Origin of the sequence: Cryobacterium sp. TMT2-17-1, from assembly GCF_004402765.1 — a bacterium.
GTDB classification, from domain to species: domain Bacteria; phylum Actinomycetota; class Actinomycetes; order Actinomycetales; family Microbacteriaceae; genus Cryobacterium; species Cryobacterium sandaracinum.
In genome coordinates, this window is sequence record NZ_SOGC01000009.1 from 215520 (window position 1) to 238214 (window position 22695).

The window sequence follows — 22695 nt, forward strand, 5'->3', positions numbered from 1 at the left end:
CTAGTTTTCCCTATATCTATGGTAAAAACAACTGAGGGCCGAAATTCGGCGCTGAGCTAGGACTTGCCCCATGACCGACACGCACGTGCGCCCCATCCGGGTGCTGCACCACGACACCGCCGAACGGCCCTTCATCGTCATCTGGGAGGTGACGCGCGCCTGTCAACTGGTCTGCACCCACTGCCGGGCCGACGCCATCCGCACTCGCAATCCGTTCGAGCTGAGCACGGACCAGGGTCGCAAATTGTTGGACGACCTCGCCGCCTTCGGCACACCGCGCCCGCTGGTCGTGCTCACCGGCGGGGACCCGTTCGAGCGCCCCGACCTGCCGGAGCTCGTCGCCCACGGTACCAGCCTCGGCCTGAGCATGGCCCTCTCCCCCTCGGTCACCCCGCGCCTCACCCGTGAGGTCCTGGTCGAGCTCCACGACGCCGGGGCCAAGGCGGTCTCGCTCTCGCTGGACGGCGCCTCAGCGGCCACCCACGACGCCTTCCGCGGTGTCGACGGCGTCTTCGACGACACCATGATCGCCGCCCGAATGGTGCGCGAGGTCGGCTACCGGCTGCAGATCAACACGACCGTCACCCGCGACACCGTGCACGAGCTGCCCGGCATCCTGAAGACCGTCCTCGATCTCGGCACCACCCTGTGGAGTGTCTTCTTCCTCGTGCCCACCGGCCGCGGCAAGCTCCTGAACGCACTGACCGCGGCCGAGGAGGAGGAGGTACTGCACTGGCTGCACGACGTCTCCGACCTGGTCGCCATCAAGACCACCGAGGCACCCCACTACCGACGTATCGCGCTTCAGCGGGCCGGCGTGGACGACGGGGTTGACCTCGACACCGCGTTCCCAGTCGGCCCACTGAGAGCCTCGCTGCGGGAGGCCACGGAGCGGTTGCTCACCGGTGACGAGCCGAGGCGGCGGCGTCCGCGGGCCCCCCTCGACGTCAATTCCGGGCGCGGGTTCGCCTTCGTCGACCATGTCGGTCTCGTTTACCCCAGCGGGTTCCTGCCCGTGTCCGTGGGGTCGGTGCACAAGCAGCCCTTCTCCGAGATCTACCGGGAGGCGCAGCTGCTCCAGGAGCTGCGCACCCCGGATCTCTTCGGCGGCCGGTGTGGTCACTGCGAATTTCGCACGGTCTGCGGCGGCTCCCGCTCGCACGCCTACGCGGTGACCGGGGACCCGCTCGCCGAGGACCCCAGCTGCGGCTACCAGCCCAGCACCGACTGAGCAGCCCGGAACGCTGATCGGTTTACAGCAGCTCACCGCACGCAGAAGCGCCCGGCCGATTACTCGGCCGGGCGCTTCTGCGTGCGGTGGTGCGCGGCAGGTCAGTCCAGGTGGTGCCCGCCCTTGACCCAGCGCAGGGCGCCAAGAATACCGATGGCCACGCCGAACATCCCGACGATCATGCCCACGAAGAGCCAGACGAAGAGCGGTTCCAGGCCGCCGACCGTCTGGTCGACTCCGACGATCGTGCCGCCGAGGAACCCGGCGATGGGTGCGAAGATGCCGGCGAAGGCTCCGATCAGCATCAGACGGATGCTGAGGGCGCGGTCGCGTGAAACGATGTCGGCCATTAGGAAGAAACCTCCGTTGTCTGTGCTGCGGCAGCCGCAACGGCGGTCGCAACGGCGGCGGCGAAGGCCGCGGCGGCCCCCGCCGGGTCCGGCAGGGGAACCGTGTCCGCACCGGGGGGCGCGGCGCTCGGCTGGGCCACCTGCTGGGTGACCTTGCCGTTGAGGAACGGACCGAGAATGTCCATCGGAAGCGGGAAGACCACAGTCGATTTCTGGTCGGCGCCCAGCTCGAGCAGGGTCTGCAGGTAGCGCAGCTGAAGCGACGCGGGATTGCGGCTCAGGATTTCCGCCGCCTGGCCCAGCTCCTCCGACGCCTGCAGTTCACCGTGGGCATTGATGATCTTCGCCCGGCGGTCCCGCTCGGCTTCGGCTTCACGGGCCATGGCACGCTGCATCGCCTGCGGAATCTCGACATCCTTGATTTCGACGACCTTCACCTGCACGCCCCAGGGTTCGGTTTGCGCATTGATGTTGCGGGCGAGGTCTTCGTTCAAGTCGGCCCGGTGGGCGAGCAGGGTGTCGAGGTCGGCGCGGCCCACGACCGAGCGCAGCGTTGTTTGCGACATCTGGGAGGTGGCGATGGCGTGGTTCTCGACCGCCATCACCGAACGGACCGGGTCGGTGACCTGGAATAGGACGACGGCGTTGACCCGGGCCGGAACGTTGTCCTTGGTGATGACGTCCTGCGGCGGGATCGTGAGGGTCACGATCCGGAGGTCGACCCGCACCATCTTGTCCAGTCCGGGGAACACCATCTGCACACCCGGGTCCCGCACCGGGCCCAGCCGGCCGAATCGGAACGCCACGCCGCGCTCGTATTCCTGCAGCACCTTGAAGGAAGCTGCCAGCCAGACGAGCAGCAGCGCCACCACGATCAGGGCCGCGATCTGCCAGGCCATCACGAGTTGCCCCTCCGGCTCCAGCCCACGGCGGGGCCGGAACGACCCGGGTCGGCCTCCGTCTCCAGTTCAGCCCAACGGGCTGAGAATGAGGCGCTCACTGTGTTTCCTTTCATCGTTTCCGGATCGGCGTCGGTTTGCTCCGACGCCCGGGCGCTCGCGTACGGTTCGATTTGAACCGGCCGCGGGCCCGTTTTTCTGATGCTGCCGTAGCCGCTGCGCCGCTGCGCCTCGACCGCCGCCGTGGCGGCGCGGGCCGCGACGCTTTCGTCGAGCCCTACGACCTTGAGATGCTCGGGAAAGCGAGCGGGCGTGCGACGCAAGTGCGACCACAACGGCCAACTGCCGGCGGCGATGACGGCCGAGGCTGACCCCAGGATCAGCAATTCCACGCCCGTGCGGTTCTGGAACATGGACGCCAGCGGCCAGATGAGCCCGAGCACGACGACGGAGCAGGCGATCCCGCGATGGAACCGTTCTGCCTCCGAACTGGGCCAGGGGTCGATGTTTCGCGCGAGCTGCCGGCCCGCATCCGAGGTGGTGCAGGTGTCCTTGACCGGGCAGGGGTTGCAGACCGTGGGGCTGGCCTGGTATCGCGTCACCCGGTTATCCGGATCGAAGGAGATCGGCCAGAGCCACTGGTCCTCCTGGCACTTCCAGGCGTCGTGGTTTTCGTGATACTCGAACCCGCTCGAACTCATGGCGGTGGTTTTCGCCCCGGTGCGTCTCGCCAGGAGGTCAAGCACGTGTGCCACGGCCAGCAGGAAGCCGCCGTAGACAAGCGCGAACCAGACCTCCGGATTGATGGAGGCCATCACACGCCGCCGCCCGGGCGGTCCCCACCGAGCTCTCCGGTGCCGGTGGAGCGGTAGTCCGAGGAATAGCCGGATGTCGGCTCCGTGCCGCCGGTGACCGTCGCGCCGGCGGGGACCGCCTCGACGAACAAAGCCTCCATCGGCACGTCGTGGGTGGTTGCCTTGATGCGGTAGCGAACCCCGAGCCAGGTGATCCAGACGAACGGCATCACGCCTCCGACGATGAAGATGATGTCACCGGGCATCCGCAGCCATTCGAGAACGGCGTTGCCGGGCTCGTTGATGAAGTTGAGGCTGCGGGCTTCGAAGTAGCCGTCGTTGATGGAGTGCCAGAGCTGAATGACGCCGAGCGGCAGCAGCGTTGCGAACGTCATCCAGGCCAGGCCGATGTTGAGGCACCAGAACGAGATCTTGGCGAGCTTGTCCGGCCAGCGCTCGGCCGGGATCAGGTAGCGCAGGGCGAAGAGCGATAAACCGACGCCCATCATTCCGTACACGCCCATCATCGCCGCGTGGGCGTGGTTGGCCGTCAGCGCGGTACCGATCTCGTAGTACGAGACGATCGGCAGGTTGATCAGGAATCCGAAGACGCCGGCACCCAGGAAGTTCCAGAAGCCGACCGCGACAAGGAACATCACGGCCCAGCGGTGCGGGAACGGAGCCGAACTGCGCGACTCCTGCCGGGCACCGAGTTGGAGGAAGCTCCAGGCCTCGATCGTCAGGAAGGTCAACGGGATGACTTCCAGGGCGGAGAAGAAGGCTCCCAGCGCCATGTGCTCGACGGGGGTTCCGGAGAAGTACAGGTGGTGCATGGTGCCGAGGATGCCACCGGCGGAATACAGGATGACGTCGAGCAGGATGATCTGCATCGCGATCTTGCGGTGCACAACCCCGAGCATGACGAAGATGTAGGCCACCATCACGGTCGTGAACAGTTCCAGGAAGTCCTCAACCCAGAGGTGCACCACCCAGAAGCGCCAGAACTCGGCGACGCTCAGGTGAACCTCGGTGCCGGCGAGCATTCCGACGGCGTAGAACGCGGGGATCGCGAGACCGGCGTAGAAGAAGAGCCACGGCAGGTTGAAGCGGTGCTCAGACTTCAGACGCGCCCGGATGCCGCGGTAGATGATCGCGATCCAGAGGAAGAGTCCGACGACGAGCATGCCCTGCCACACCTTGGGCAGGTCGATGTACTCCCACTGCATATCCCAGAACGGCGAGCCCTTCGCGGCCTCGACGCCGAAGATGCTCAAGGCTTCACCCACGAACGATCCGACGATGACCAGGGCGAGGGCGCCGAGCAAGCCGTAGGCCAACCAGTGCTGACGTTTGGGTTCACGCCCGGAGATATACGGGGCGAGGAAGATGCCTGCGGCCAGGAACGAAGTGGCCGTCCACAACAGCGAGAGCTGCACATGCCAGGTTCGGGCGAGGTTGAACGGCAGCAGCTGAGCCAGGTCGACCCCGAAGAAGCTCGACAGGTCGACCCGGTAGTGCTCGATGGCGGCACCCAGGAAGGCCTGGGCCAGGAACATCAAAGCCACCACGAAGAAGAACCAGGCCGTGGCGGTCTGGGCGGGTGTCACCGCCACCTCCCCCGGCTGTCGGAAGGACAGTGCCGGGGTTTCTTCCCCGTGCTGCCAGCCCATCCTCTTGCTCCACCGGCCGTAGAGGCCGAAGAGGGCGCCGAGGGCGACCATCAGGGCCACGAGCGAGAGGCCGCTCCACACGATGATGTCGGCGGTCGGAACGTTATCCACGAGCGGCTCGGCCGGCCAGTTGTTCGTGTACGAGTAGTTGTGACCGGGCCGCTCAGCAGAGGCTGCCCAGGACGTCCAGGCGAAGAAGGCGGTCAGGTCGTGGATGTCCGCCGAGTCCGTGATGGCATTCGGGATCAGACCGTATTGGGTGGTCGGGGAACCGAAGAAATCGGCGTAGTGCTGCTTGAGCGTGTCGAAGGCCTCGATCTGCAGATCGGTGAATTCGAGGTCGCCGGTGGCCTTGTCGTAGCGGTTGGTCCGCATCATCTCGACGAGGGCACCCTGTGGGTCCTGCACACCGGACGCGGTCAGGGCCTCGAGCACCTCGGTCGAGGAGCGCCGCAGGTAGTCGGCCGTATAGTCCGGTCCGAGGTAGCCGCCGTGACCCAGGATCGAGCCATACTGCTGCAGGCCGCGCCGCACGAAGGTCTGCTGGCCCGCGGTGATGTCGGCCGTCGTGAAGACAACCTCACCCTGCGAGTCGACGACCTGCTTGGGCTGGGGCATCGAGTCCGTATAGGTCCTCAAGGCCAGGAAGCCCATCACGGCGAAACCGAAGACCATTACCAGGGCTACGCCCTGCAACCATCCTTTGGAAACCATCAACTCCGATCGCAGTTTTCCTGCACCGGCTCTCAATCGGACCACGGTGGGCCCCTTTCCATGTTGCGTGATTCAAGGGCGCGGAAGCAGGTGCTGCCACCTGTCACGGTTCCTCCCCCGGATAGGTCACGCGGGGTGGTTGAAAGCTACCACAGGATTAAAAGTATGAGTGACATTTCTAATAACTTCACCAAACTCGCAGTGACGATATTCCACAATAAAAACCCTGTCCAACGGTGTAATACCCTCACACAGCAGACTGAGGCGACGGGCCGCCCATTTCTTCCACCTGACCGGCGACACGCCGCACACAATCATTTTTGGGGAAACTCAGACAAAGATCACGGACTGACCAGGACGACGCCGCGGGCGCCTTTCTCGGCATCAGACATGATGTGGCTGACGAAGGGGTAGCTGCCGGCCTCCGGGAAGGTCAACTCGACGAAGCCACCCTGGGCCACGGCCAGGTCGAGCACCTGGGAGCCGCCCGTGCCGGTGCTGCCGCCATCACGCAGCAGGTAGTCGCCCTCCTTGAAAACGGTGTCGAACTGGCCGCCCACGACGTGGAAGGAGCTGCCCACGTTGGGGCCCGCGTCCAGCACCCAGATGCGCACCTTCTCGCCAGCCTTCGCCGTCAGCGGGCGGGCACCGTACTGGTTGGCGATGCCGTTGAAGACCACCAGGTCTGGGAACTGCGCCGCCACCTTGTCGGCGTCGGCCTCCCCGCCCTGCGCACCGAGGTAGAGCTCGGACTGCACCAGGACGTATTCCCGATCGACCGCTGAAAGCCCGGGTGGATCAATGATCACGGCGCCGAACATGCCGTTCGCCATGTGCACCGACATGGGCATCGTGCCGCAGTGGTAGAGCCAGATCCCCGAGCGGGTCGCGGTGAAACGATAGGTCAGGCTCTCCCCCGGATTGATGCTGCGCATGGGCCGATCGGGTGCGAGGGCACCCGCGTGGAAGTCGATGGAGTGCTCGATCGACCCGTCGTTGACGAAGGTGATGTCGAAGACGTCGCCGACCTTGCCGTGCAGGGTCGGGCCGGGGGCTGTGCCGTTGAACGTCCACAGGGTCTGGGTGACGCCGGGAGACACCTCGGTCTCCACGTCTTCCACCCGCATGGTCAACGTGTGCACGGTCTCCGCCTCCGCCGCCCCCAGCGCCGGGTCGCGGGCGACGAAATCGGCGTCGGGCTCACGCATCAAATCGAGATCGTCTGCCGCGCTGGACGCGCCGCCGGCGGGCGCAGAGCCGTGGTCCATCGCTGGGGAGTCGTCGCCGGACTGAGGCTCGGCTCCGACGGCCACGACCGTGAGCACCATGCCCAGGACCTTGTGGCCGGCGATGGAGCACCAGCCCTCGACGTCGGCGCCCACGATGCCGGCGTCGACCTGCCGGCTGGTGCCGGGAGCGACGGAACCGGAGACCACGCCGGTGGCGAGCACGAGGTTGTGCACCATCTCGTCGTCGTTGGTCAGGTTGATCACCAGGGTGTCGCCGACGGGCACCTCGACGGTGTCCGGGCTGAAGCGCGTGTTCTTCATGACGACGTCGACCGTGGTCGTGTGGCCGGTCGACACCCTGTCGGCGGATGCCCCGCCGCTCGCGATTCCGGCGGCGGCCGGGTCCATGGCGATCCCCAGGGATACGGCCAGAAGCAGGGCGCCGACGGCCGTGATGGTCGCACCTGTGCGGCGCGGCGGGGCCGCGGCAATCTGCGGGGCGGGCGGGGCCGTCGCATCCGTCGCCTGGCGGAGCCGGCGGTTCTGCCGCAGCGCCCGCGGCATCAGGACCAGGAAGGAGGCGAGCGTGCCGACGACGAGCAGCGAGACCGTGACCTTCACCAGGCTGGGCACCGGCATCAGATAGAGGACCAGGCCGACGTTGACGACGACGACCCGGAACAGGGCACCACGATCGAGCAGGGCGGCCGTGGCCTTCGAGACCGAGGGTCCGCCGCCGAGCACGACCGGCACCAGGTAGCTGAGGGCTCCGAGCAGGATCTGCGCGGCGAAACCGACCGCGAACACGGGCACGAGCTGCCCGAGCCGGTCGGTCGCGGCTACCCAGCTCGGTGCGAACGTCACGATCAGGCCGAACCCGAGCACGCAGGCGAAGAACCAGGTGAGGGCGGCACCGATGCTCCAACCGGCGAAGGTGACGGCCGGGGACTGCCTGGCCAGGCGCAGGGCCTCAACCAGCACCAGGCCGAGGCTGATCAGGTAGAGCAGAACACCCGCGGCGGCGACCAGGCGCTGGTCGATCAGCAGGCCGATCCCGAGCACCGCGAGGCCGGCCAGGAACAGAGGCAGGGTTCCGCGGGCCGAGGCGCGCGTCGTCTGCACCCGGGCGTGCAGCACAGTCGGCCAGAGCAGGGCCACCGTGCTAATCACGGTCAGGCCGACCCAGCCGAGCAGGTTGAACCCGATATGGGCGATGTACATCCGCTCCGCGGACTCACCATCGATATCGGTTCGGGCCATCAGCACGCCCAGGGTCACACCGATGGCCAACGCGATTCCGGCCGCAATGTAGTAGCGCACGAGCGGTGCGAACCGTCCCGGCAGCGCTCCCCGCGACTGCCGGAACAGCAGCAGGGCGTGGGCGAGGGCATTCGTGCCGACCAGGATGCCGCCGGCAAGCACGACCGGCCACCAGCCGCCGACGATGCCGGTGATCACGAGCACCGCTCCGAGGGTGTGCGCGCCGAGCCTCGCCCCGAGCGAGACGCGGCCGCCGGGGGCCGGATGCCGGAGCAGGGTGTCGGCGAAGTGCTGGCTCCAGACCAGGATCGCGGTGCTCACGGCGCCCAGGAACAGGAGGTGCACCATGAGCCACGGCGCGACAGGGATGAAGCGGTGGATGAGTACGGCGATGAGAGTGAGAAGGAGCCACGCCGGAGTCAGAAGCCCGGTGATGAGGTGCCACAGTCGACGGTTCATGGTGTGACTTTCAGTTTGGTGTTTGGCTGGCGCCGCGGCACGCCGCGCACCACCGAGATCACGGCCAGCAGCACGAACAGGAGCACGGCCACGATGTTGGCCACGCCGCCCCACTGCACCAGTGCCGGCAGGTCGCGCGCGTCACCGAGCAGGATGCGCACCAGCAGGGAGACATGCAGCAGCAGCACCGGCAGGTAGAGCACCGGCCGGTACGGCAGCGGCCGGCGCAGCACGGCCGGCAGGATGGTCGGGGCGTGCGCCATGATCATCGACATCACGAACCCGAGGAAGACGGCGTGCAGCACGGCGTCATAGCCGGGACCGGAGAAGCTCGGGCCGACGATGATCCAGCTGGCGCCCACCACGAGCAGCCAGCCGTAGCCGGCCAGCAGGCACGCGGCCATGTACCGGGGCAGGCCGGTGCTGCGGATGAGCCGGGTCGCCACGTCGTGCCGGAACAGCCAGGCGACGAGACCGAGCAGCCCGAGCCCGAGAACCGGATAGCCTACCCCGGGCCAGACGAGAGCGACGACCGTGCCGAGGGTCAGGAACAGGCCGGCGGCCAGCATCCGCATTTCGGCCCGGTGGTCGACGGAGGGCGAGATGCGCGCGAGTTCGAGCCGCTCACCGGCGATCGTGAGCACCAGGTAGAGCGTCATCGCGGGCACCAGGACAGGCACGGGCACGCCGCCGAGCCACAGCACGGTTGCCGTGAGACCGAGCAGGGCACCGAGTGCCTGCACCGCGGCGGACGTCGACGGCTGCCGGAGCCAGATCGCCCGGTAGATGGCCAGCAACACGGCCGACCCGGCCACGAGGGCAAGCTGGCCGACCACCAGGGGAAGCGGCGACACGAGTGACAGGCCGCCGAGGCCCAGCAGCCCCGGCGACAGGTAGGCCCAGTTCCGGCGCACGGCGACGGCCCGTTCGAGCACGACGACGGTGCCCACGAACCCGAAGACCATCAGGGGTCCGTGCACATCCGCCAGGCGTGCGGTCACGACCGGCGCCGGGAAACCCAACAGGAGCAGCGCACCGTCGAGCCCGGCCAGCAGAGAGAGGCCGCCGAGCAGCAGAAACGCCAGTCGCCCGTTGCCGTGCACGGTGGTGTCGAATCTCGGGAGACTAGGCGGCGCGGGTGAAGCGGATGCGCCAGGCGTCCGGGCCACGCTCCACGTACGACACGGTGAACGCTCCCGGGCGTGCCTGCTCGAGCTGCGCCAGTAGGGGCAGCGGGTCGTGCGGGGCGATCAGGTCCAGCGAGAAGCCGAGCTGGATGGCCTCCAGGGCGCCGAAAATGGCCGCGTGGCGCACCGCGTGCGGGATGGTGCGACCGTCGAGCACGATGGTCTCGGCGTCGTCATGGTTGCAGTTGCAGGTGTGTGCGCTGCTCAGGGTGATGGGTTCGGCGGTCATAGGATGAATCCTCCTCGGTGGAACGACCGAGCCGGCCGCTAATAAACAGGATACACGTCCGGTTAATTATTCCAGAATCAGACCAGGTCGGATCACGTCAGGTCACGTCGGGTCCGGTCAGGTCAGGCCCACCCAGGCGGTGGACCCGTCGACCTCGTACTGCTTCTTCCAGATCGGCACCTCGAGCTTGACGGTCTCCACCAGGCGTTCGCAGGCTTCGAATGCGACGGCGCGGTGGGCGCTTGCCGCGGCCGCGACCAGGGCCAGGTCACCGACGTCGAGGTGGCCGATGCGGTGGCTGACCGACAGGTTCACCTGCGGGTACTCGCGGGAGTACCGGGCGACGATCTCGGACAGGATGCGACCGGCATCCGGATGCGCGCTGTAATCGAGGCCGGTCACCTGCCCGGCGGCGTCGGGGTCGTGGTCGCGCACCTGGCCGATGAAGGTCACGACGGCCCCGCAGGATCCGGTCGACACGGCAGCAACGTGCGCGGCCAGGTCGAGCGGCGCCGTGGCCACCTGGTTGACGGCACCCTCGCCAGGGTTCGCGTCGTTCTCATTCACGCCGCTTCGGTCAGTCGTTCCTGCTGAATTCACACATTCAGATTACGCGCGGAAGCGGAACGAGAAACGTACTCCACTGTTCCCGGAGCATCGAGGGCTAAAAAATCTGAGGCCGAGGCCCGCTGAGCAGCCCCGGAGTCCCGTTCGGCCCCTCTCGCGGGTCGTATTCTCGTGGTGGCTGCCAGGGGTCTCGAGCTGATCCACCGCACACGCTGCGTGGCCTGCCTGTACACGGGCTCCCGCGACCTCGACCGAGGGTCATCCCCGTTCCGCGGCGCGCGGCGGGCCCGGCGAGCGACACCACCGAACGGTTACGGCCCACTCAGCTAACCGACGATCTCTGCCACAGTCGGGCAGGCCGCCTCGGCAGCCAGTTCGGCTCGGGTCTGCGCAACCGTCCAGGGCAGCGCAACCGACGGTTCGTTCCCGCGTCCAGCCGGCGCCTCGGCGATGATGGCGGCCAGCTGACGGGCCAGTGTCAGGGCGAACTGGTCACCCGCGCTCGAGTTGTTCAGCATGACCACCACGGTCATGGTCTGGTCCGGATCCGCCAGGGTCGCCGAGATGAATCCGGGGATCGATCCGGTGCGCCCGCGGAGGGGCCCGACCTGCTCCGCGCCGAGGCCGTAGCGCTGCCACGGCGGCGTCGTCACGTCTTCGTTCACGGTGTTCCACTGGGCGCTCGCCGACGACTCGGACAAGAGACCACCCGCGGCGAGAGCGCCTGCCCAGGTCCTCATGTCGGCCAGCGTCGAAACGACACCGCCCGCCACGCCGCTCATCGAATTGGAGAGCAGGGTGTTGTCGGTGATGGCCGTGCACACCGGACCGTCGGCGCCCACCGCGGCGGCGTAGCCGTGCGAGTGTGGTGCGGGGAGGTCCACATCGCCGGCGTGAGGATATGAGGTGTCGTGCAGACCGAGCGGATGGAAGATGTACTCATCGTAGAGCGCCGCCCACTGCCGGCCCGTGGCCCGCTCGAGCGCCATCCCGAGCAGCACGATTCCGGTGTTTGAGGGACCCCACACGCTGCCCGGAGCACCGGTTCGGGGCGTGGCCAGCCCCTGGGAGACGAGTTCCATCGCCGGCCAGGTGCGCAGGGGGTTGTGCACGAACTCCCCGGCCAGAACGGGACTGTAGGACCCAAGCCCCGAAGTGCCCTGGCAGAGCTGGCCGAGCGTCACGCCCGCCACACCGACGAGGCGGGGCAGGTAGGTGGAGACCGGGTCGTCGAGCGTCACGGTTCCCTCGTCGACCAACCGGAGCAGCACCGTGCAGGTCATGGCCGTGGTGTTGGTGCCGATGCGGAAGTGCATCCCGCCGGTCATCGGGGCGGAACCGCCGATTTCCGTCGTGCCGTGCGCGACGGTCCATTCGCCGGCGGCGGACCAGACCCCGACCAGAGCGCCGGAGGAACCCGATAGCGCCATCGCCTCGCCCACGGCCGCGTCCAGCTGCCCGGCGATGTCCGCCGCGATCGGCGTGCTGTTCTGGTCGACGCTGTTCCGGCCCGCGGTGCAGCCGCTCAGCACGACGGCTGCGGCGACGCCGAGTGCGAGCAGCGCACGACGACGGGTGGTGGGCTTGGTGATGGCATCCCCCAATGCTCTCCACCAGCTTGCCCTATCGGGGCCCGGGCGCCTAACCCGTGCGCGAGACAGGCTCCCTACACCCGCTCGAAGATGGCGGCGAGCCCCTGGCCGCTGGCGTTTCCGGCGGTGACGGTGGCGTCGGCGTCCGTCTCCAGCAGGATCGGGCGGAGGCCGGCCAGAGCCGTCAGGCTGCTGTCGGCCCGCGGAGTTTCGTCGGCGGAGTTTCGTCGGCGGAGACCACGACCGGGCCCGTGCGGCCCGGCACCGTGACCGGCACGATCTCGTCGTCGAACCGGCCCTCGGCCACGGCGACGCATGCCCGCGCCTGCGACCGGAGAGCCAGGTCGTCCTGTTCGGTGCGGCCCATGCCGTACTCGCGGCGCAGGTTCTCGGCGGTTTCGAGCATGCCGCCGGGTACCGGGTAGCGGCGCCCGCCGGCGGTCTCGCGGCCGCGGCTGAGCGCGTCCCGGAGCAGGATTCCGGCGACGCCGCCCACACCGAAGCGGGAGTCGACGGTGTAGAACGGGGCCTGGCTCATCGATTCGACCCCGCCGGCGACGACGACGTCGCTGACACCGGTCTGCACCTGCACAGCCGCGTCGAGGATGGCCTGTAGCCCTGAGCCGCATCGCCGGTCCACCTGCACGCCGCCGACCGTCACGGGCAGGCCGGCGTTCAGTGCGGCGACGCGCGCCACGGAGGCGGCCTCCGCGGTGGGATAGCCCTGGCCGAGGATCACGTCGTCGACCACGGCCCCGTCGATTCCGGTGCGTTCGATCAGCGCCGTGATCACGGCCGCGTCAGGTCGGCCGGCGCGACCGCCCCGAAGACGCCGCCGAACCGGCCGATCGGGGTGCGTAGCGGTTCGTAGATGACGACGTCTCTCACGATGCGGCCACCGTGTTCGGAGCGGAGAGGAGCGTGTGGATGACGGTCGGCGTCCCCGGCACGAGCAGCGGCACCTCGGTGGCGGCCTGCACCTCGGCCACGGTGAGTCCCGGCGCGATCTCGCGCAGCAGAAGACCCTCCGGCGTCACGTCGATCACGGCCAGGTCGGTGATGATGCGGGTCACGACGCGCTTGCCGGTCAGCGGCAGGCCGCACTCGTTCACAATCTTGAAGTCGCCGTTCTTCGCAGTGTGCTCCATCACGACGATCACGGTGTCGGCGCCGTGCACGAGATCCATCGCACCGCCCATACCCTTGATCATCTTGCCGGGCACGGCCCAGTTGGCGATGTCGCCGGTGGCGGAGACCTGCATCGCGCCAAGCACGGCCACATCGATCATTCCGCCGCGGATCATGCCGAAGCTCTGCGCGGAGTCGAAGTAGCTGGCACCGGGGTTGACCGTGATGGTCTCCTTGCCGGCGTTGATCAGCTTCGGGTCCTCCTCGCCCTCCCACGGGTACGGTCCCACCCCGAGCACCCCGTTCTCGGAATGCAGGATGACGTCCACCCCCTCCGGCAGGAAGTTGGGGATCAGCGTGGGCAGCCCGATCCCGAGGTTGACATAGCTGTCGGGGGTGAGCTCCTGCGCGGCGCGCGCGGCCATTTCATTGCGGGTCAACGGCATGATCAGCTGTCCTTTGCGACGGATGCGACGGATACGACGGATGCGACGGGCCGCGGCCGGGTGGTGGTCTTCTCGATCGGCAGGTCGGCGGCCTCGGCGCCGGAGAGCGCCACGATGCGGTGCACGTAGATACCGGCGAGGTGGATGGCCTCCGGATCGAGCTCCCCCGGCTCGACCAGCTCGTCGACCTCGGCGATGGTGATGCGGCCGGCCATGCCGGCGACCGGGTTGAAATTGCGGGCCGACTTCTCGAACACGAGGTTGCCGTGCCGGTCGCCCTTCGCCGCGCGAACGAGGGCGAAGTCGGTGACGATGGCCTCCTCGAGCACGTACTCCTTCTCCCCGCCGCGGAGCGACGCGAAGGTGCGGGTCTCCTTGGGCGGCGACGACACCGTCACCGACCCATCCGGCCCGTAGCGCCAGGGCAGCCCGCCCTCGGCGACCATGGTGCCGACGCCGCTGGCGGTGTAGAAGGCGGGGATTCCGCTGCCGCCGGCCCGGAGCCGCTCGGCCAGGGTGCCCTGCGGGGTCAGTTCCACCTCGATGTCACCGCCGAGATAGCGGCGGGCGAAGTCCTTGTTCTCGCCGATGTAGGAGGCGATCACCCGGCTGATCCGCCCTTCCCGCAGCAGTTCGCCGAGCCCCCAGCCGTCGACGCCGCAGTTGTTGGATGCGACCCGGAGGTCGGTGCTGCCCTGGGCCAGGAGCGCCCGGATCAGCAGGATCGGGACGCCGACCAGGCCGAAGCCGCCGACGGCGAGGGAGGCCCCATCCGGGATGTCGGCGACGGCAGCCGCGGCGGAGGAGTACGTCTTGTCCATGGAGTGGTCCTTCAGCTTCAGTTCGTGGTGCCGATGTCGATCGTCTTGAAGGTATCGCGTGCCACCGCCAGAGCGGAATTCGCCGCCGGCACCCCCCGCGTAGATCGCGGTGTGCAGGATGGCCTCGCTGATCTCCGCGCGGGTCAGCCCATGGGTCAGGGCCGCGCGCACGTGCATGCCCAGTTCATGTTCGTGGCCGCCGGTCACCAGGCAGGCCAGGGTCAGGAAGCTGCGGGTGCGCCGATCGCGGCCGGGCCTGGTCCAGATCTCCCCCCAGGCATAGCGGGTGATGAAGTCCTGGAAATCCGCCGTCTCCGGGGTGGTGCAGGGCCAGTTCGAGTCCGACAGCGCCGCCGAACGACACCCCGGCGTAGTGGAAGGCTCCCCCGCCGACCAAGTCGACCAGGGTGATCACAACGTCGGCGACCTCAGCGACGGTGACCGGTTGCCGGGCGGCGGGGCTGAGGCCGGTGCCGGTGCCGGCGTGACCGTGCCGCGGATAATGGGCTGGGTCATAGTGAGGTCCCCTTGCTCGCGGTGGATTCGAGGTACCGGGCGAGCACCCGGTCGATTCCGGCGCCCGTCTGCCTGAGGCTGAGGTCGTCATCGAACGCGGACCAGGCCCGCGATCGGAGCTCCTCGGGATGTCCCCCGGCGGTGATCAGGGCGGAGAACACCACCCGCAGCGGGCGGTTGGTGCGGTAGCACTTCTCCGACGCGCGCTGCACGAGGGCGAACGCGGCGGCCTTGCCGAGGGCCTCTGCGAGCAGGGTGGTCACCCGTTCGCTGAACACCAGGCCGTCGGTGAGGTCGAGGTTGCTGCGCATCCGTTCCAGGTCCACGTCGAGCCGGGCCGCCAGCGAGGCCGCGCCCGCGACGTCAACGCGAACGTGCTCACGATCAAACTCGCCATGGCCATCGCCCGGGCCGGCGCGCCACGGGGACCGTCACCGACGCCGAATTCGACGCCAACAAGGCGGAGCAGCTCGCCCGCTTCTGAGTCGCTGCGGAGTCGCTTCCGAACGATCTGAGTCTGTGCCGGTAGCGTGGGGTCCATGCTCGAGCTCATGGATGACCGGCCGGACATTCTGCTGCGCCGCGACGGGCGGCTCGCCCAGATCATCCTGAACCGCCCGGCGGCCCTGAACGCCCTGACCCACGCGATGATCCGACGGATGTCCGCGGTGCTGACCGACTGGGCCGTCGACGGTCAGGTCGAGACCGTTCTGCTGACCGGTAGCGGCGACCGGGGCCTCTGCGCCGGGGGCGACATCGTGGCGATCTACCGCAGTGCGGACGCGGGCGCGGACGATCGAGCGGACGCTGACGCCGAGGCCGCCCGGTTCTTCGCCGACGAGTACCATCTGAACGCGCAGATCCACCGGTTCGCCAAACCGTACCTGGCCGTGATGGACGGCGTCGTGCTCGGCGGCGGGGTCGGCGTCTCCGGCCATGCGAACACCCGGATCGTGACCGAGCGCACGCGGCTGGGGATGCCGGAGACCGCGATCGGCTTCGTACCCGACGTCGGCGGAAGCTGGCTGTTGTCCCATGCCCCCGGTGAGCTCGGCACCCACCTCGCCCTGACCGCCGCCCTGGTCTCCGGGTCCGACGCCATCGCACTGGGCCTGGCCGACCACTTCGTGCCGAGCGACCGGCTCCCTGCCCTGGTCCGCACCCTGGCCGAGACCGACGCGGCCGAGGCGGTGCGCGCCCTGGCCGAGACTCCCCCGCCCTCCGTCCTCCTCGCCCAGCGGCACTGGATCGACGAGTGCTACGCGTCCGATGACGTGGGCGAGATCGTCGCCGCCCTGCGGCGTTCCCCGGTGGAAGCCGCACGCGACGCCGCCGCCCTCATCCTCACGAGGTCGCCGACCGCACTCGCGGTCACCCTGGCCTCGCTGCGCCGGGCCCGGCGGCTCCCGAGCCTCGACGAGGCGCTCGATCAGGAGTACCGGGTGACGCTCCGTTTCCTGCAGCGGAGCGAGCTGCAGGAGGGCATCCGGGCCCAGGTGATCGACAAGGACCGCAGCCCCCGGTGGTCGCCGGCCGGCCTCGGCGAGGTGACGGAGGCATCCGTCGCCGCGTTCTTCGCGCCGCTCGGCGAGCAGGAGCTGGGGCTCGGAATGGGGCCCGGGCTGGGCGAGGTGCCCTACGTCGACGCCGACCTGATCTTCGTCACCGATCTGCTCACCACGGGTGAGCGCGCGCGGCTGGCCGCGGCGCGATCGTTCTATCAGGCCGAGGTGCGCCCTCTCGCCGTGGACTACTGGAACCGCGCCGCGTTCCCGTTCGAGCTGCTGCCCCGCCTCGCCGCGCAGAACCTCGCCGCGACCGGTGCTGCCGCGACCAGCCATCTGCTCACGGGGCTGCTGCAGATGGAGCTGACCCGGGCCGACACCTCGATCTCCACGTTCTACGGCGTGCACCACGAGCTGTTCGCCGCCGCCATCGACGAGCTCGGCTCACCCGAGCAGCGGGAACGTCTGCTGCCGGGCCTCCTGGCCCTGGATAAGATCGGGGCCTTCGCCCTGACGGAACCGGAACACGGCTCGGACATCTCCCGCATGATGGAGACCACGGCCACCCGCAGCGGCGACGAGTGGGTGCTCAACGGCACCAAACGCTGGATCGGCAACGGCGCCATGGCCGACTACGTGCTGGTCTGGGCCCGGGACACCGCGGACGGGCAGATCAAGGGATTCATCGTCGAGACGGAGCGGCCCGGGTTCACGGCCACCCCGATCGAGAACAAGATCGCGGTGCGGATCGTGCAGAACGCCGACATCACCCTCACGGAGGTGCGGATCCCGTACACGAACTGGCTGCCGGGCAGCCGGAGCTTTCAGGACACGAACGTGCTGCTCCGGAACTCGCGGATCTGGGTGTCGTGGCAGGCGGTCGGCCAGCAGCTCGCCGCCTTCGACGTGGCCCGCGCCTATGCGCTGGAGCGGCGCCAGTTCGGCATGCCCATCGCATCCTTCCAGCTGGTGCAGGAGCAGCTCTCCCGCATGATCGGCAACGCCACCTTGTCGCTGTCGCTGATGGTGCAGATGGCGCGACTGCAGGAGAGCGGGCGGCTCACGATGGACCAGGCGGCCCTCGCGAAGGCGACCTGCACGACCCGGATGCGCGAAACGGTGGCCCTGGGCCGCGGTCTGCTCGGCGGCAACGGCATCAGCACCCGGTACGAGATGGCCAAGATCTTCGCCGACGCCGAGGCGATCTACTCCTACGAGGGCAGCTACGAGATCAACGCGCTGTTGGTCGGCCGGGCCGTGACCGGCATCTCCGCCTTCAGCTGATCACCGCTCGCCCGAACGAATTCGACGGAGATTCTGCCCGAATCGGCCCTGAAAACTCCGAAAAGGCAGTTGTGAACGAGAATCTCCGTCGAATTGGTTCAACACCGAACCTGGCGCGCATCGGCTAGGGTGTCGCGCCGGCCGCCCCGAGCGGCGGGGCAGGCGGGGCCGATTCAACCGGCGCGACCGGAACTGGCGGCGTGGGAGCGTTCCAGGCCTTGATGACGGCCCAGCCCACGGCGGCGATCGGCACCGAGATGACCGCGCCGACGATGCCGCCCAGGATCGTGCCGGCCGTCAGTGCCAGCAGGATCACCAGGCCGTGCAGGCGCAGTGACTTGCCGAGCACCACCGGGGACAGGAAGTTGCCCTCGAGCTGGTTGACTGCGACCACGATCGTGACCACGATGATGGCGGTGGTCAGGTCGTTCGTGACGAGGGCCACCAGTGCGGCCAGGATGCCGGCGGCCGTCGCCCCGACGATGGGGATGAAGGCGCCGACGAAGACGATGACGGCGAGCGGCAGCGCCAGCGGAACCTGCAGGATCCACAGTCCGATCCCGATGAACAGGGCGTCGACGAACGCGACGATCGCCGTGCCGCGCACGTAGTTGCCGAATACCTCGACGCTGCTCACGCCGACGCGTACGGCCCGCTCGTGCCGCTTGCCGGCGAGCGGCTGGATGAGGAAGCTCCAAATGCGGGGGCCGTCCTTCAGGAAATAGAAGAGCACGACGAGGCCGAGCACCACACCGGCCACGATCTCGGCGGCCACGGAGACCCCGACCAGGGCCCCGGACCCGAACTGGCTGCTGGTGGCGAAGTCGATGACCGACTCGCGCACCGAATCGATCTGAGCGGAATCGATCGGCAGCGTGCCGCTGGTGAGCAGTTCCTGCAGGCTGTCGAGCCCCTCGCTGGCCGAGGTGAAGAGGGTGTCCCACTCGCCGCGGATGCCGAACACCACGAGGGTGACGACGCCACCGAAGACCGCGACGCTCAAGATCAGGGTGATCGCCGCAGCAAGGGATTCGTTCGCCCCGCGGGCCAGCAGGAACCGCATGAAGGGGCGCAGCGCCGACGCCACGATCAGGGCGATCAGGAGCGGGGTGAAGACCAGTTTGAGCTGCGTGATCCCGTAGATGGCCACCACCAGCAGGGCGAGGACCAGCAGGGCCTGACCGGAGCGGATGGCGGCCCGGCCGAGATAGTCCGTCCAGGACGAAGTGGGCGTGGTCATGGGGATCTCCAAACGAGGCGAACGACGGCTGAGCCACCAAGCCTAGCCAGACTGCCTCGCCAGACTGCCGGTAGCGCGTGTCGGCCGTGTGACGTACACTCCCTACATCGAACATTTGTTCTATCTATCACCCGTCGACCTGCCCGCCAGAGGAGTACACACATGTTCGCACACCTCCACGTCGCGAGCGCCTACTCCACGCACTTCGGGGTCACACTCCCCCAGGCGCTGGTGGAGCAGACGCAGGCGCAGAACGGCTCCTTCCTGGCCCTCACCGACCGGGACGGTCTCTACGGCGCGGTCAAGCACGTGCGCGCCTGCGCGGCCGCGGGTATCCGGCCGGGGCTGGGCGCCGACCTCGCGGTGCACGACGACGACGGGCATCCGTTGGGCCGGATCGTGGTGCTCGCCCATGGTGATCTGAACGGTCGTGGCTATGCGGCCCTCTGCCGCGCGGTCAGCGCCGCCCACAACAGCGCCGCGCACAGCGCGTCGGGGCGCCCCAGCATCGCCCGCTCGCACCTCGCCGAGCTGGCCGGACTGCGCTGCCTCACCGTGCTGCTCGGCCCTACCTCCGATGTGGGCCAATCGGTCGAGCGCCGCGACACCGACGCGGCCGGCGCCTGCCTCACCGCGTGGCTGCGCGCCCTGCCGCCGCAGTCGGTGGTGGGTGAAATCGTCTGCCATCTGGCGGCGCCGGGGACTCCCGGCAGCGTGACGCCGGCCACCCGCATGCTCGCCCTCTTCGAGCACGCCGCGCTGCCCGCCGTGCTCACCAACGCCGTGCGCTACGGCACCCCCGACGAGGCCGTCACCGCCGACCTGGCCGACGCGGCCCGCACCCTGACGGCGCTGGCGAACCTGGAGCAGCTGCAGACCAACGGCCAGGCCTGGCTGAAACCCGAAGTCGCCATGAGGCAGGTGGCGCGCATGGTCGTCGACGCCGGGCTGCACGACGACGGCGCCGTCGACCGACTGTTCCGCGACACCGAGCAGCTTGCCGAGCGGTGCAGCCTCGACCCGGACTCCGACATCGGCCTGGGTCGCCCGCGCATGCCGGAGGCACGCATCATCGGCGTCAGCGGCGACCCGCTGACCGAGCTGCACGCCCGGGCCCGGGCCGGCATCGACGACCGCTACCCCGTCACGTCGCCGGCGGGCCGGTCGCTGGCGGATGCTGCGCACGCACGTCTTGTGCATGAGCTGAAGACGGTGGAGCACCTCGGTTTCGCCGGCTACTTCCTCACCGTCGCCCGGGTGGCGGACATCATCCGGGAGATGGGCATCCGCATCCAGGCGCGCGGGTCCGGGGTGGGCTCGGTGCTCAACTACGCCCTGCACACCTCCTCCGTCGAGCCCATCTCCAACGGGCTGCTCTGGGAGCGATTCCTCTCCCCCGAGCGGCAGACCCTGCCCGACATCGACCTCGACGTCGAGTCCGCCAGAAGGCACGACGTCTATCGCACGCTCTTCGACACCTTCGGCAGCGATCGGGTGTCGCTGATGTCCATGACGAACGCCTACCGCGGCCGCGGAGCCGTGCGCGACGCCGGCCTGGCCCTCGGCATGAATCACGAGCAGGTGGCCGCGGTGGCCAAGCAGATGTGGCGCTTCAACGCGCGCGACTTCCGCCGCGCCCTGGCCGAGAAGCCCGAGCTCGAGCCGTTGGCCGCCGAGGTGCGCGCCTCCTCGCAGCTCGACCTGCTGGTCGACCTGACCGCCAAACTCGACCGGCTTCCCCGGCACATCTCCGTGCACCCCTGCGGCGTCATCCTCTCCGACGCCTCCCTGCTCGACCGCACCCCGGTGCAGGCGTCCGGCATGGGGCTGCCCATGTCCCAGTTCGACAAGCACGACATGGACCCGATGGGCCTGATCAAGCTGGACATCCTCGGTGTGCGCATGCAGTCGGCCATGGCCCACGCCGTCGAGGAACATCACCGATTGTCGGGCGAGACCATTGACCTCGACCGAATCCCACTGAACGACCCGGACACCTTCGAACTGATCCGCTCCACTCGCACCCTCGGCATCTTCCAGATCGAATCTCCCGGCCAGATGGAGCTGGTCGGCAAGCTGCAGCCCGAGGTGTTCAACGACCTCACCGTGGAGATCTCCCTGTTCCGGCCCGGGCCGATGCAGAACAACATGCCCCTGAAATACCTTCAGGCCCGGCATGGGGAGGTGATGCCCGACTACATCCACCCTCGGTTCGAGCCGTTCCTCCGGGAGACCCAGGGTGTGGTGATCTTCCACGAGCAGGTGATGCGACTGTTCGACGAACTCACCGGCTGCGGGCTCGGCCGAGCGGATGTCTTCCGCCGCCACCTTGGCAAACCGGAGCAGCTTGCCCGGATCGAGGAGTACGTGCGGATGCGTGCCCTCGAGCGCGGGTTCACCCCCGCCGTGATCGACCGCGCCTGGAGGGTGCTCGCCGGGTTCGGTAGTTTCGGTTTCGCCAAGGCGCACGGGGCGGCGTTCGCCCTGCCCACCTACCAGTCCGCCTGGCTCAAGACCCACCACCCCGCGGTGTTCCTGGCCGGACTCCTCACCCACGCCCCCGGTATGTGGCCGAAAGACCTGATCGTGGCCGAGGCTCGGCTGCTCGGCGTGCCGGTACTGGGCCTGGACGTGCAACACAGCGCCCTCGACTACCGGGTGGAGCAGATCGACGGCGAGCAGTCCGACGGCGGCCGGCGCGGCATCCGTCTCGCCCTGCCGGAACTCTCCGGCTGCACGGCCGCCGAACGCGCCCGCATCGTGCGCCACCAGCCGTTCACCTCGCTGCAGGACTTCCGGGACCGGGTGCGCCCGCGGCGCAGCACGTTCGAGGCGCTCGCCCGGGTGGGAGCGCTCGACAGCTTCATCGGGTACGACCGCACCCGTCGGCACGAGCTGCTCGCCCACATCCAGTCTCTCCGCGGCACAGCGGTCACCATCCACGACGACCAGCTCGCCTTCGACGTGCCTCTGCCGGTGCTCGAATACGAGGGGTCCCGGTTCAACGCGGTGACCTCGCTCGAGCTGCGCGGCCGCAGCCAGACCGACCTCGAACTCAGGGATCTGGGCCTGGCGGTGTCCGGGCACCAGATGGCCCGGTTCTACCCGCTGTTCACGGAGCTGGGCGTTACGCCGGCCTCCGAGCTGATCAACCTGCCCGGCGGCACCGAGGTGCTCCTGGCCGGGGTGCGCCGAGCCACGAACACGCCGCCGATGCGAAACGGGCGCCGGGTGGTCTTCGTCAGCCTCGACGACGGCACCGGACCGGTCTCGAACGTCGTGTTCTTCCACGACGCCCAGGAGCGCATCGGCGGCCCGGTGTTCCACACCGGCCAACTGCTGGTGCGCGGCCGCACCCGTCGGTCCGGCGCGAAGGGCGTCTCCGTCACGGGCGAGAACCTGTGGGATCTCACGGATGTCGCCCGCCGGGTCAAGCTGCGTCACGCGGGCGAGGCGGCCGCCCGGAACGCCGACCGCGCCCACGACCTGGCCGACGAACTGGCCGAGGACCTGGCGGCCATGGCGACCACGAATGTGCACCATCTATGGCCCCGACGCACCGCCTGACCCGCGC

17 protein-coding genes and 1 pseudogene are annotated in these 22695 nt (G+C 68.7%); 3 read left to right on the forward strand and 15 right to left on the reverse strand.

Going from position 1 to position 22695, the window contains the following annotated elements; translation table 11 throughout:
• Positions 1–70: 70 nt before the first annotated feature.
• Entirely contained in the window at positions 71–1231 is a 1161-nt protein-coding gene (locus E3O47_RS02405; RefSeq protein WP_104101370.1) for a TIGR04053 family radical SAM/SPASM domain-containing protein, read from the forward strand.
• 101 nt (positions 1232–1332) lie between these two features.
• Here E3O47_RS02405 and E3O47_RS02410 read toward each other — a convergent pair whose 3' ends face one another.
• From E3O47_RS02410 to E3O47_RS02475, 14 genes and pseudogenes are all read right to left on the reverse strand, one after another.
• Positions 1333–1581: a hypothetical protein gene (locus E3O47_RS02410; protein ID WP_104101372.1), complete on the reverse strand. Its 249-nt coding sequence runs from the start codon at positions 1579–1581 to the stop codon at positions 1333–1335.
• Positions 1581–2480 carry a slipin family protein gene (locus E3O47_RS02415; RefSeq protein WP_104101375.1) on the reverse strand — a complete coding sequence of 300 codons (900 nt, stop codon included), beginning with the start codon at positions 2478–2480 and terminating at the stop codon, positions 1581–1583. Before E3O47_RS02415 ends, E3O47_RS02410 begins: the two co-directional genes overlap by 1 nt.
• Positions 2480–3295 (reverse strand): hypothetical protein, encoded by an 816-nt coding sequence (locus E3O47_RS02420; protein WP_174720207.1) that lies wholly within the window; start codon positions 3293–3295, stop codon positions 2480–2482. The genes E3O47_RS02415 and E3O47_RS02420 overlap by 1 nt, the downstream gene beginning before the upstream one ends.
• The gene (locus tag E3O47_RS02425; RefSeq protein ID WP_134419430.1) at positions 3295–5658 is read right to left on the reverse strand and encodes a cbb3-type cytochrome c oxidase subunit I; all 2364 of its coding nucleotides are present in this window, start codon (positions 5656–5658) and stop codon (positions 3295–3297) included. Before E3O47_RS02425 ends, E3O47_RS02420 begins: the two co-directional genes overlap by 1 nt.
• A gap of 341 nt (positions 5659–5999) precedes the next feature.
• A complete protein-coding gene (locus tag E3O47_RS02430) occupies positions 6000–8606 on the reverse strand; it encodes a multicopper oxidase domain-containing protein (RefSeq protein WP_134419431.1) in 2607 nt (868 codons plus the stop codon).
• The gene (locus tag E3O47_RS02435) at positions 8603–9709 is read right to left on the reverse strand and encodes a hypothetical protein (RefSeq protein ID WP_233191430.1); all 1107 of its coding nucleotides are present in this window, start codon (positions 9707–9709) and stop codon (positions 8603–8605) included. Before E3O47_RS02435 ends, E3O47_RS02430 begins: the two co-directional genes overlap by 4 nt.
• A gap of 22 nt (positions 9710–9731) precedes the next feature.
• Complete coding sequence (locus E3O47_RS02440) at positions 9732–10022, reverse strand: DUF2249 domain-containing protein (protein WP_104101381.1); 291 nt, start codon at positions 10020–10022, stop codon at positions 9732–9734.
• A 117-nt stretch (positions 10023–10139) separates the two neighbouring features.
• Positions 10140–10589 carry a molybdenum cofactor biosynthesis protein MoaE gene (locus E3O47_RS02445; protein WP_104101383.1) on the reverse strand — a complete coding sequence of 150 codons (450 nt, stop codon included), beginning with the start codon at positions 10587–10589 and terminating at the stop codon, positions 10140–10142.
• Positions 10590–10915: 326 nt separating this feature from the next.
• On the reverse strand, positions 10916–12193 hold the full coding sequence (locus tag E3O47_RS02450) for a serine hydrolase domain-containing protein (protein WP_134419432.1): 1278 nt from the start codon (positions 12191–12193) through the stop codon (positions 10916–10918).
• A gap of 172 nt (positions 12194–12365) precedes the next feature.
• Complete coding sequence (locus E3O47_RS02455) at positions 12366–12974, reverse strand: hypothetical protein (protein WP_241986050.1); 609 nt, start codon at positions 12972–12974, stop codon at positions 12366–12368.
• Positions 12975–13065: 91 nt separating this feature from the next.
• Positions 13066–13755 carry a CoA transferase subunit B gene (locus E3O47_RS02460; protein ID WP_104101388.1) on the reverse strand — a complete coding sequence of 230 codons (690 nt, stop codon included), beginning with the start codon at positions 13753–13755 and terminating at the stop codon, positions 13066–13068.
• 2 nt (positions 13756–13757) lie between these two features.
• Positions 13758–14576: a CoA transferase subunit A gene (locus E3O47_RS02465; RefSeq protein WP_134419433.1), complete on the reverse strand. Its 819-nt coding sequence runs from the start codon at positions 14574–14576 to the stop codon at positions 13758–13760.
• A gap of 99 nt (positions 14577–14675) precedes the next feature.
• Positions 14676–14924: pseudogene (locus E3O47_RS16760) on the reverse strand (carboxymuconolactone decarboxylase family protein); the annotation flags it as partial.
• Between the two features lie 164 nt (positions 14925–15088).
• Positions 15089–15418, reverse strand: coding sequence for a hypothetical protein (locus E3O47_RS02475; RefSeq protein WP_206750120.1), 330 nt, complete (start codon positions 15416–15418; stop codon positions 15089–15091).
• Between the two features lie 213 nt (positions 15419–15631).
• Here E3O47_RS02475 and E3O47_RS16845 point away from each other — a divergent pair, with 213 nt between their 5' ends.
• Positions 15632–17881 (forward strand): 3-hydroxyisobutyryl-CoA hydrolase, encoded by a 2250-nt coding sequence (locus E3O47_RS16845; protein ID WP_347232575.1) that lies wholly within the window; start codon positions 15632–15634, stop codon positions 17879–17881.
• Between the two features lie 124 nt (positions 17882–18005).
• Here the strand turns inward: E3O47_RS16845 and E3O47_RS02490 are convergent, their stop codons facing one another.
• Positions 18006–19121 (reverse strand): AI-2E family transporter, encoded by a 1116-nt coding sequence (locus tag E3O47_RS02490; RefSeq protein WP_134342360.1) that lies wholly within the window; start codon positions 19119–19121, stop codon positions 18006–18008.
• 162 nt (positions 19122–19283) lie between these two features.
• Here E3O47_RS02490 and dnaE point away from each other — a divergent pair, with 162 nt between their 5' ends.
• Positions 19284–22688 carry a DNA polymerase III subunit alpha gene (gene dnaE, locus E3O47_RS02495; protein WP_134419436.1) on the forward strand — a complete coding sequence of 1135 codons (3405 nt, stop codon included), beginning with the start codon at positions 19284–19286 and terminating at the stop codon, positions 22686–22688.
• Positions 22689–22695 lie beyond the last annotated feature (7 nt).

Coding starts and splice junctions, on each gene's coding strand:
- E3O47_RS02405 (WP_104101370.1), top strand. CDS start 71: ATGACCGACACGCACGTGCGCCCCATCCGGGTGCTGCACCACGACACC.
- E3O47_RS02410 (WP_104101372.1), bottom strand. CDS start 1,581: ATGGCCGACATCGTTTCACGCGACCGCGCCCTCAGCATCCGTCTGATG.
- E3O47_RS02415 (WP_104101375.1), bottom strand. CDS start 2,480: ATGGCCTGGCAGATCGCGGCCCTGATCGTGGTGGCGCTGCTGCTCGTC.
- E3O47_RS02420 (WP_174720207.1), bottom strand. CDS start 3,295: ATGGCCTCCATCAATCCGGAGGTCTGGTTCGCGCTTGTCTACGGCGGC.
- E3O47_RS02425 (WP_134419430.1), bottom strand. CDS start 5,658: ATGGTTTCCAAAGGATGGTTGCAGGGCGTAGCCCTGGTAATGGTCTTC.
- E3O47_RS02430 (WP_134419431.1), bottom strand. CDS start 8,606: ATGAACCGTCGACTGTGGCACCTCATCACCGGGCTTCTGACTCCGGCG.
- E3O47_RS02440 (WP_104101381.1), bottom strand. CDS start 10,022: ATGACCGCCGAACCCATCACCCTGAGCAGCGCACACACCTGCAACTGC.
- E3O47_RS02460 (WP_104101388.1), bottom strand. CDS start 13,755: ATGCCGTTGACCCGCAATGAAATGGCCGCGCGCGCCGCGCAGGAGCTC.
- E3O47_RS02465 (WP_134419433.1), bottom strand. CDS start 14,576: ATGGACAAGACGTACTCCTCCGCCGCGGCTGCCGTCGCCGACATCCCG.
- E3O47_RS16845 (WP_347232575.1), top strand. CDS start 15,632: ATGCTCGAGCTCATGGATGACCGGCCGGACATTCTGCTGCGCCGCGAC.
- E3O47_RS02490 (WP_134342360.1), bottom strand. CDS start 19,121: ATGACCACGCCCACTTCGTCCTGGACGGACTATCTCGGCCGGGCCGCC.
- dnaE (WP_134419436.1), top strand. CDS start 19,284: ATGTTCGCACACCTCCACGTCGCGAGCGCCTACTCCACGCACTTCGGG.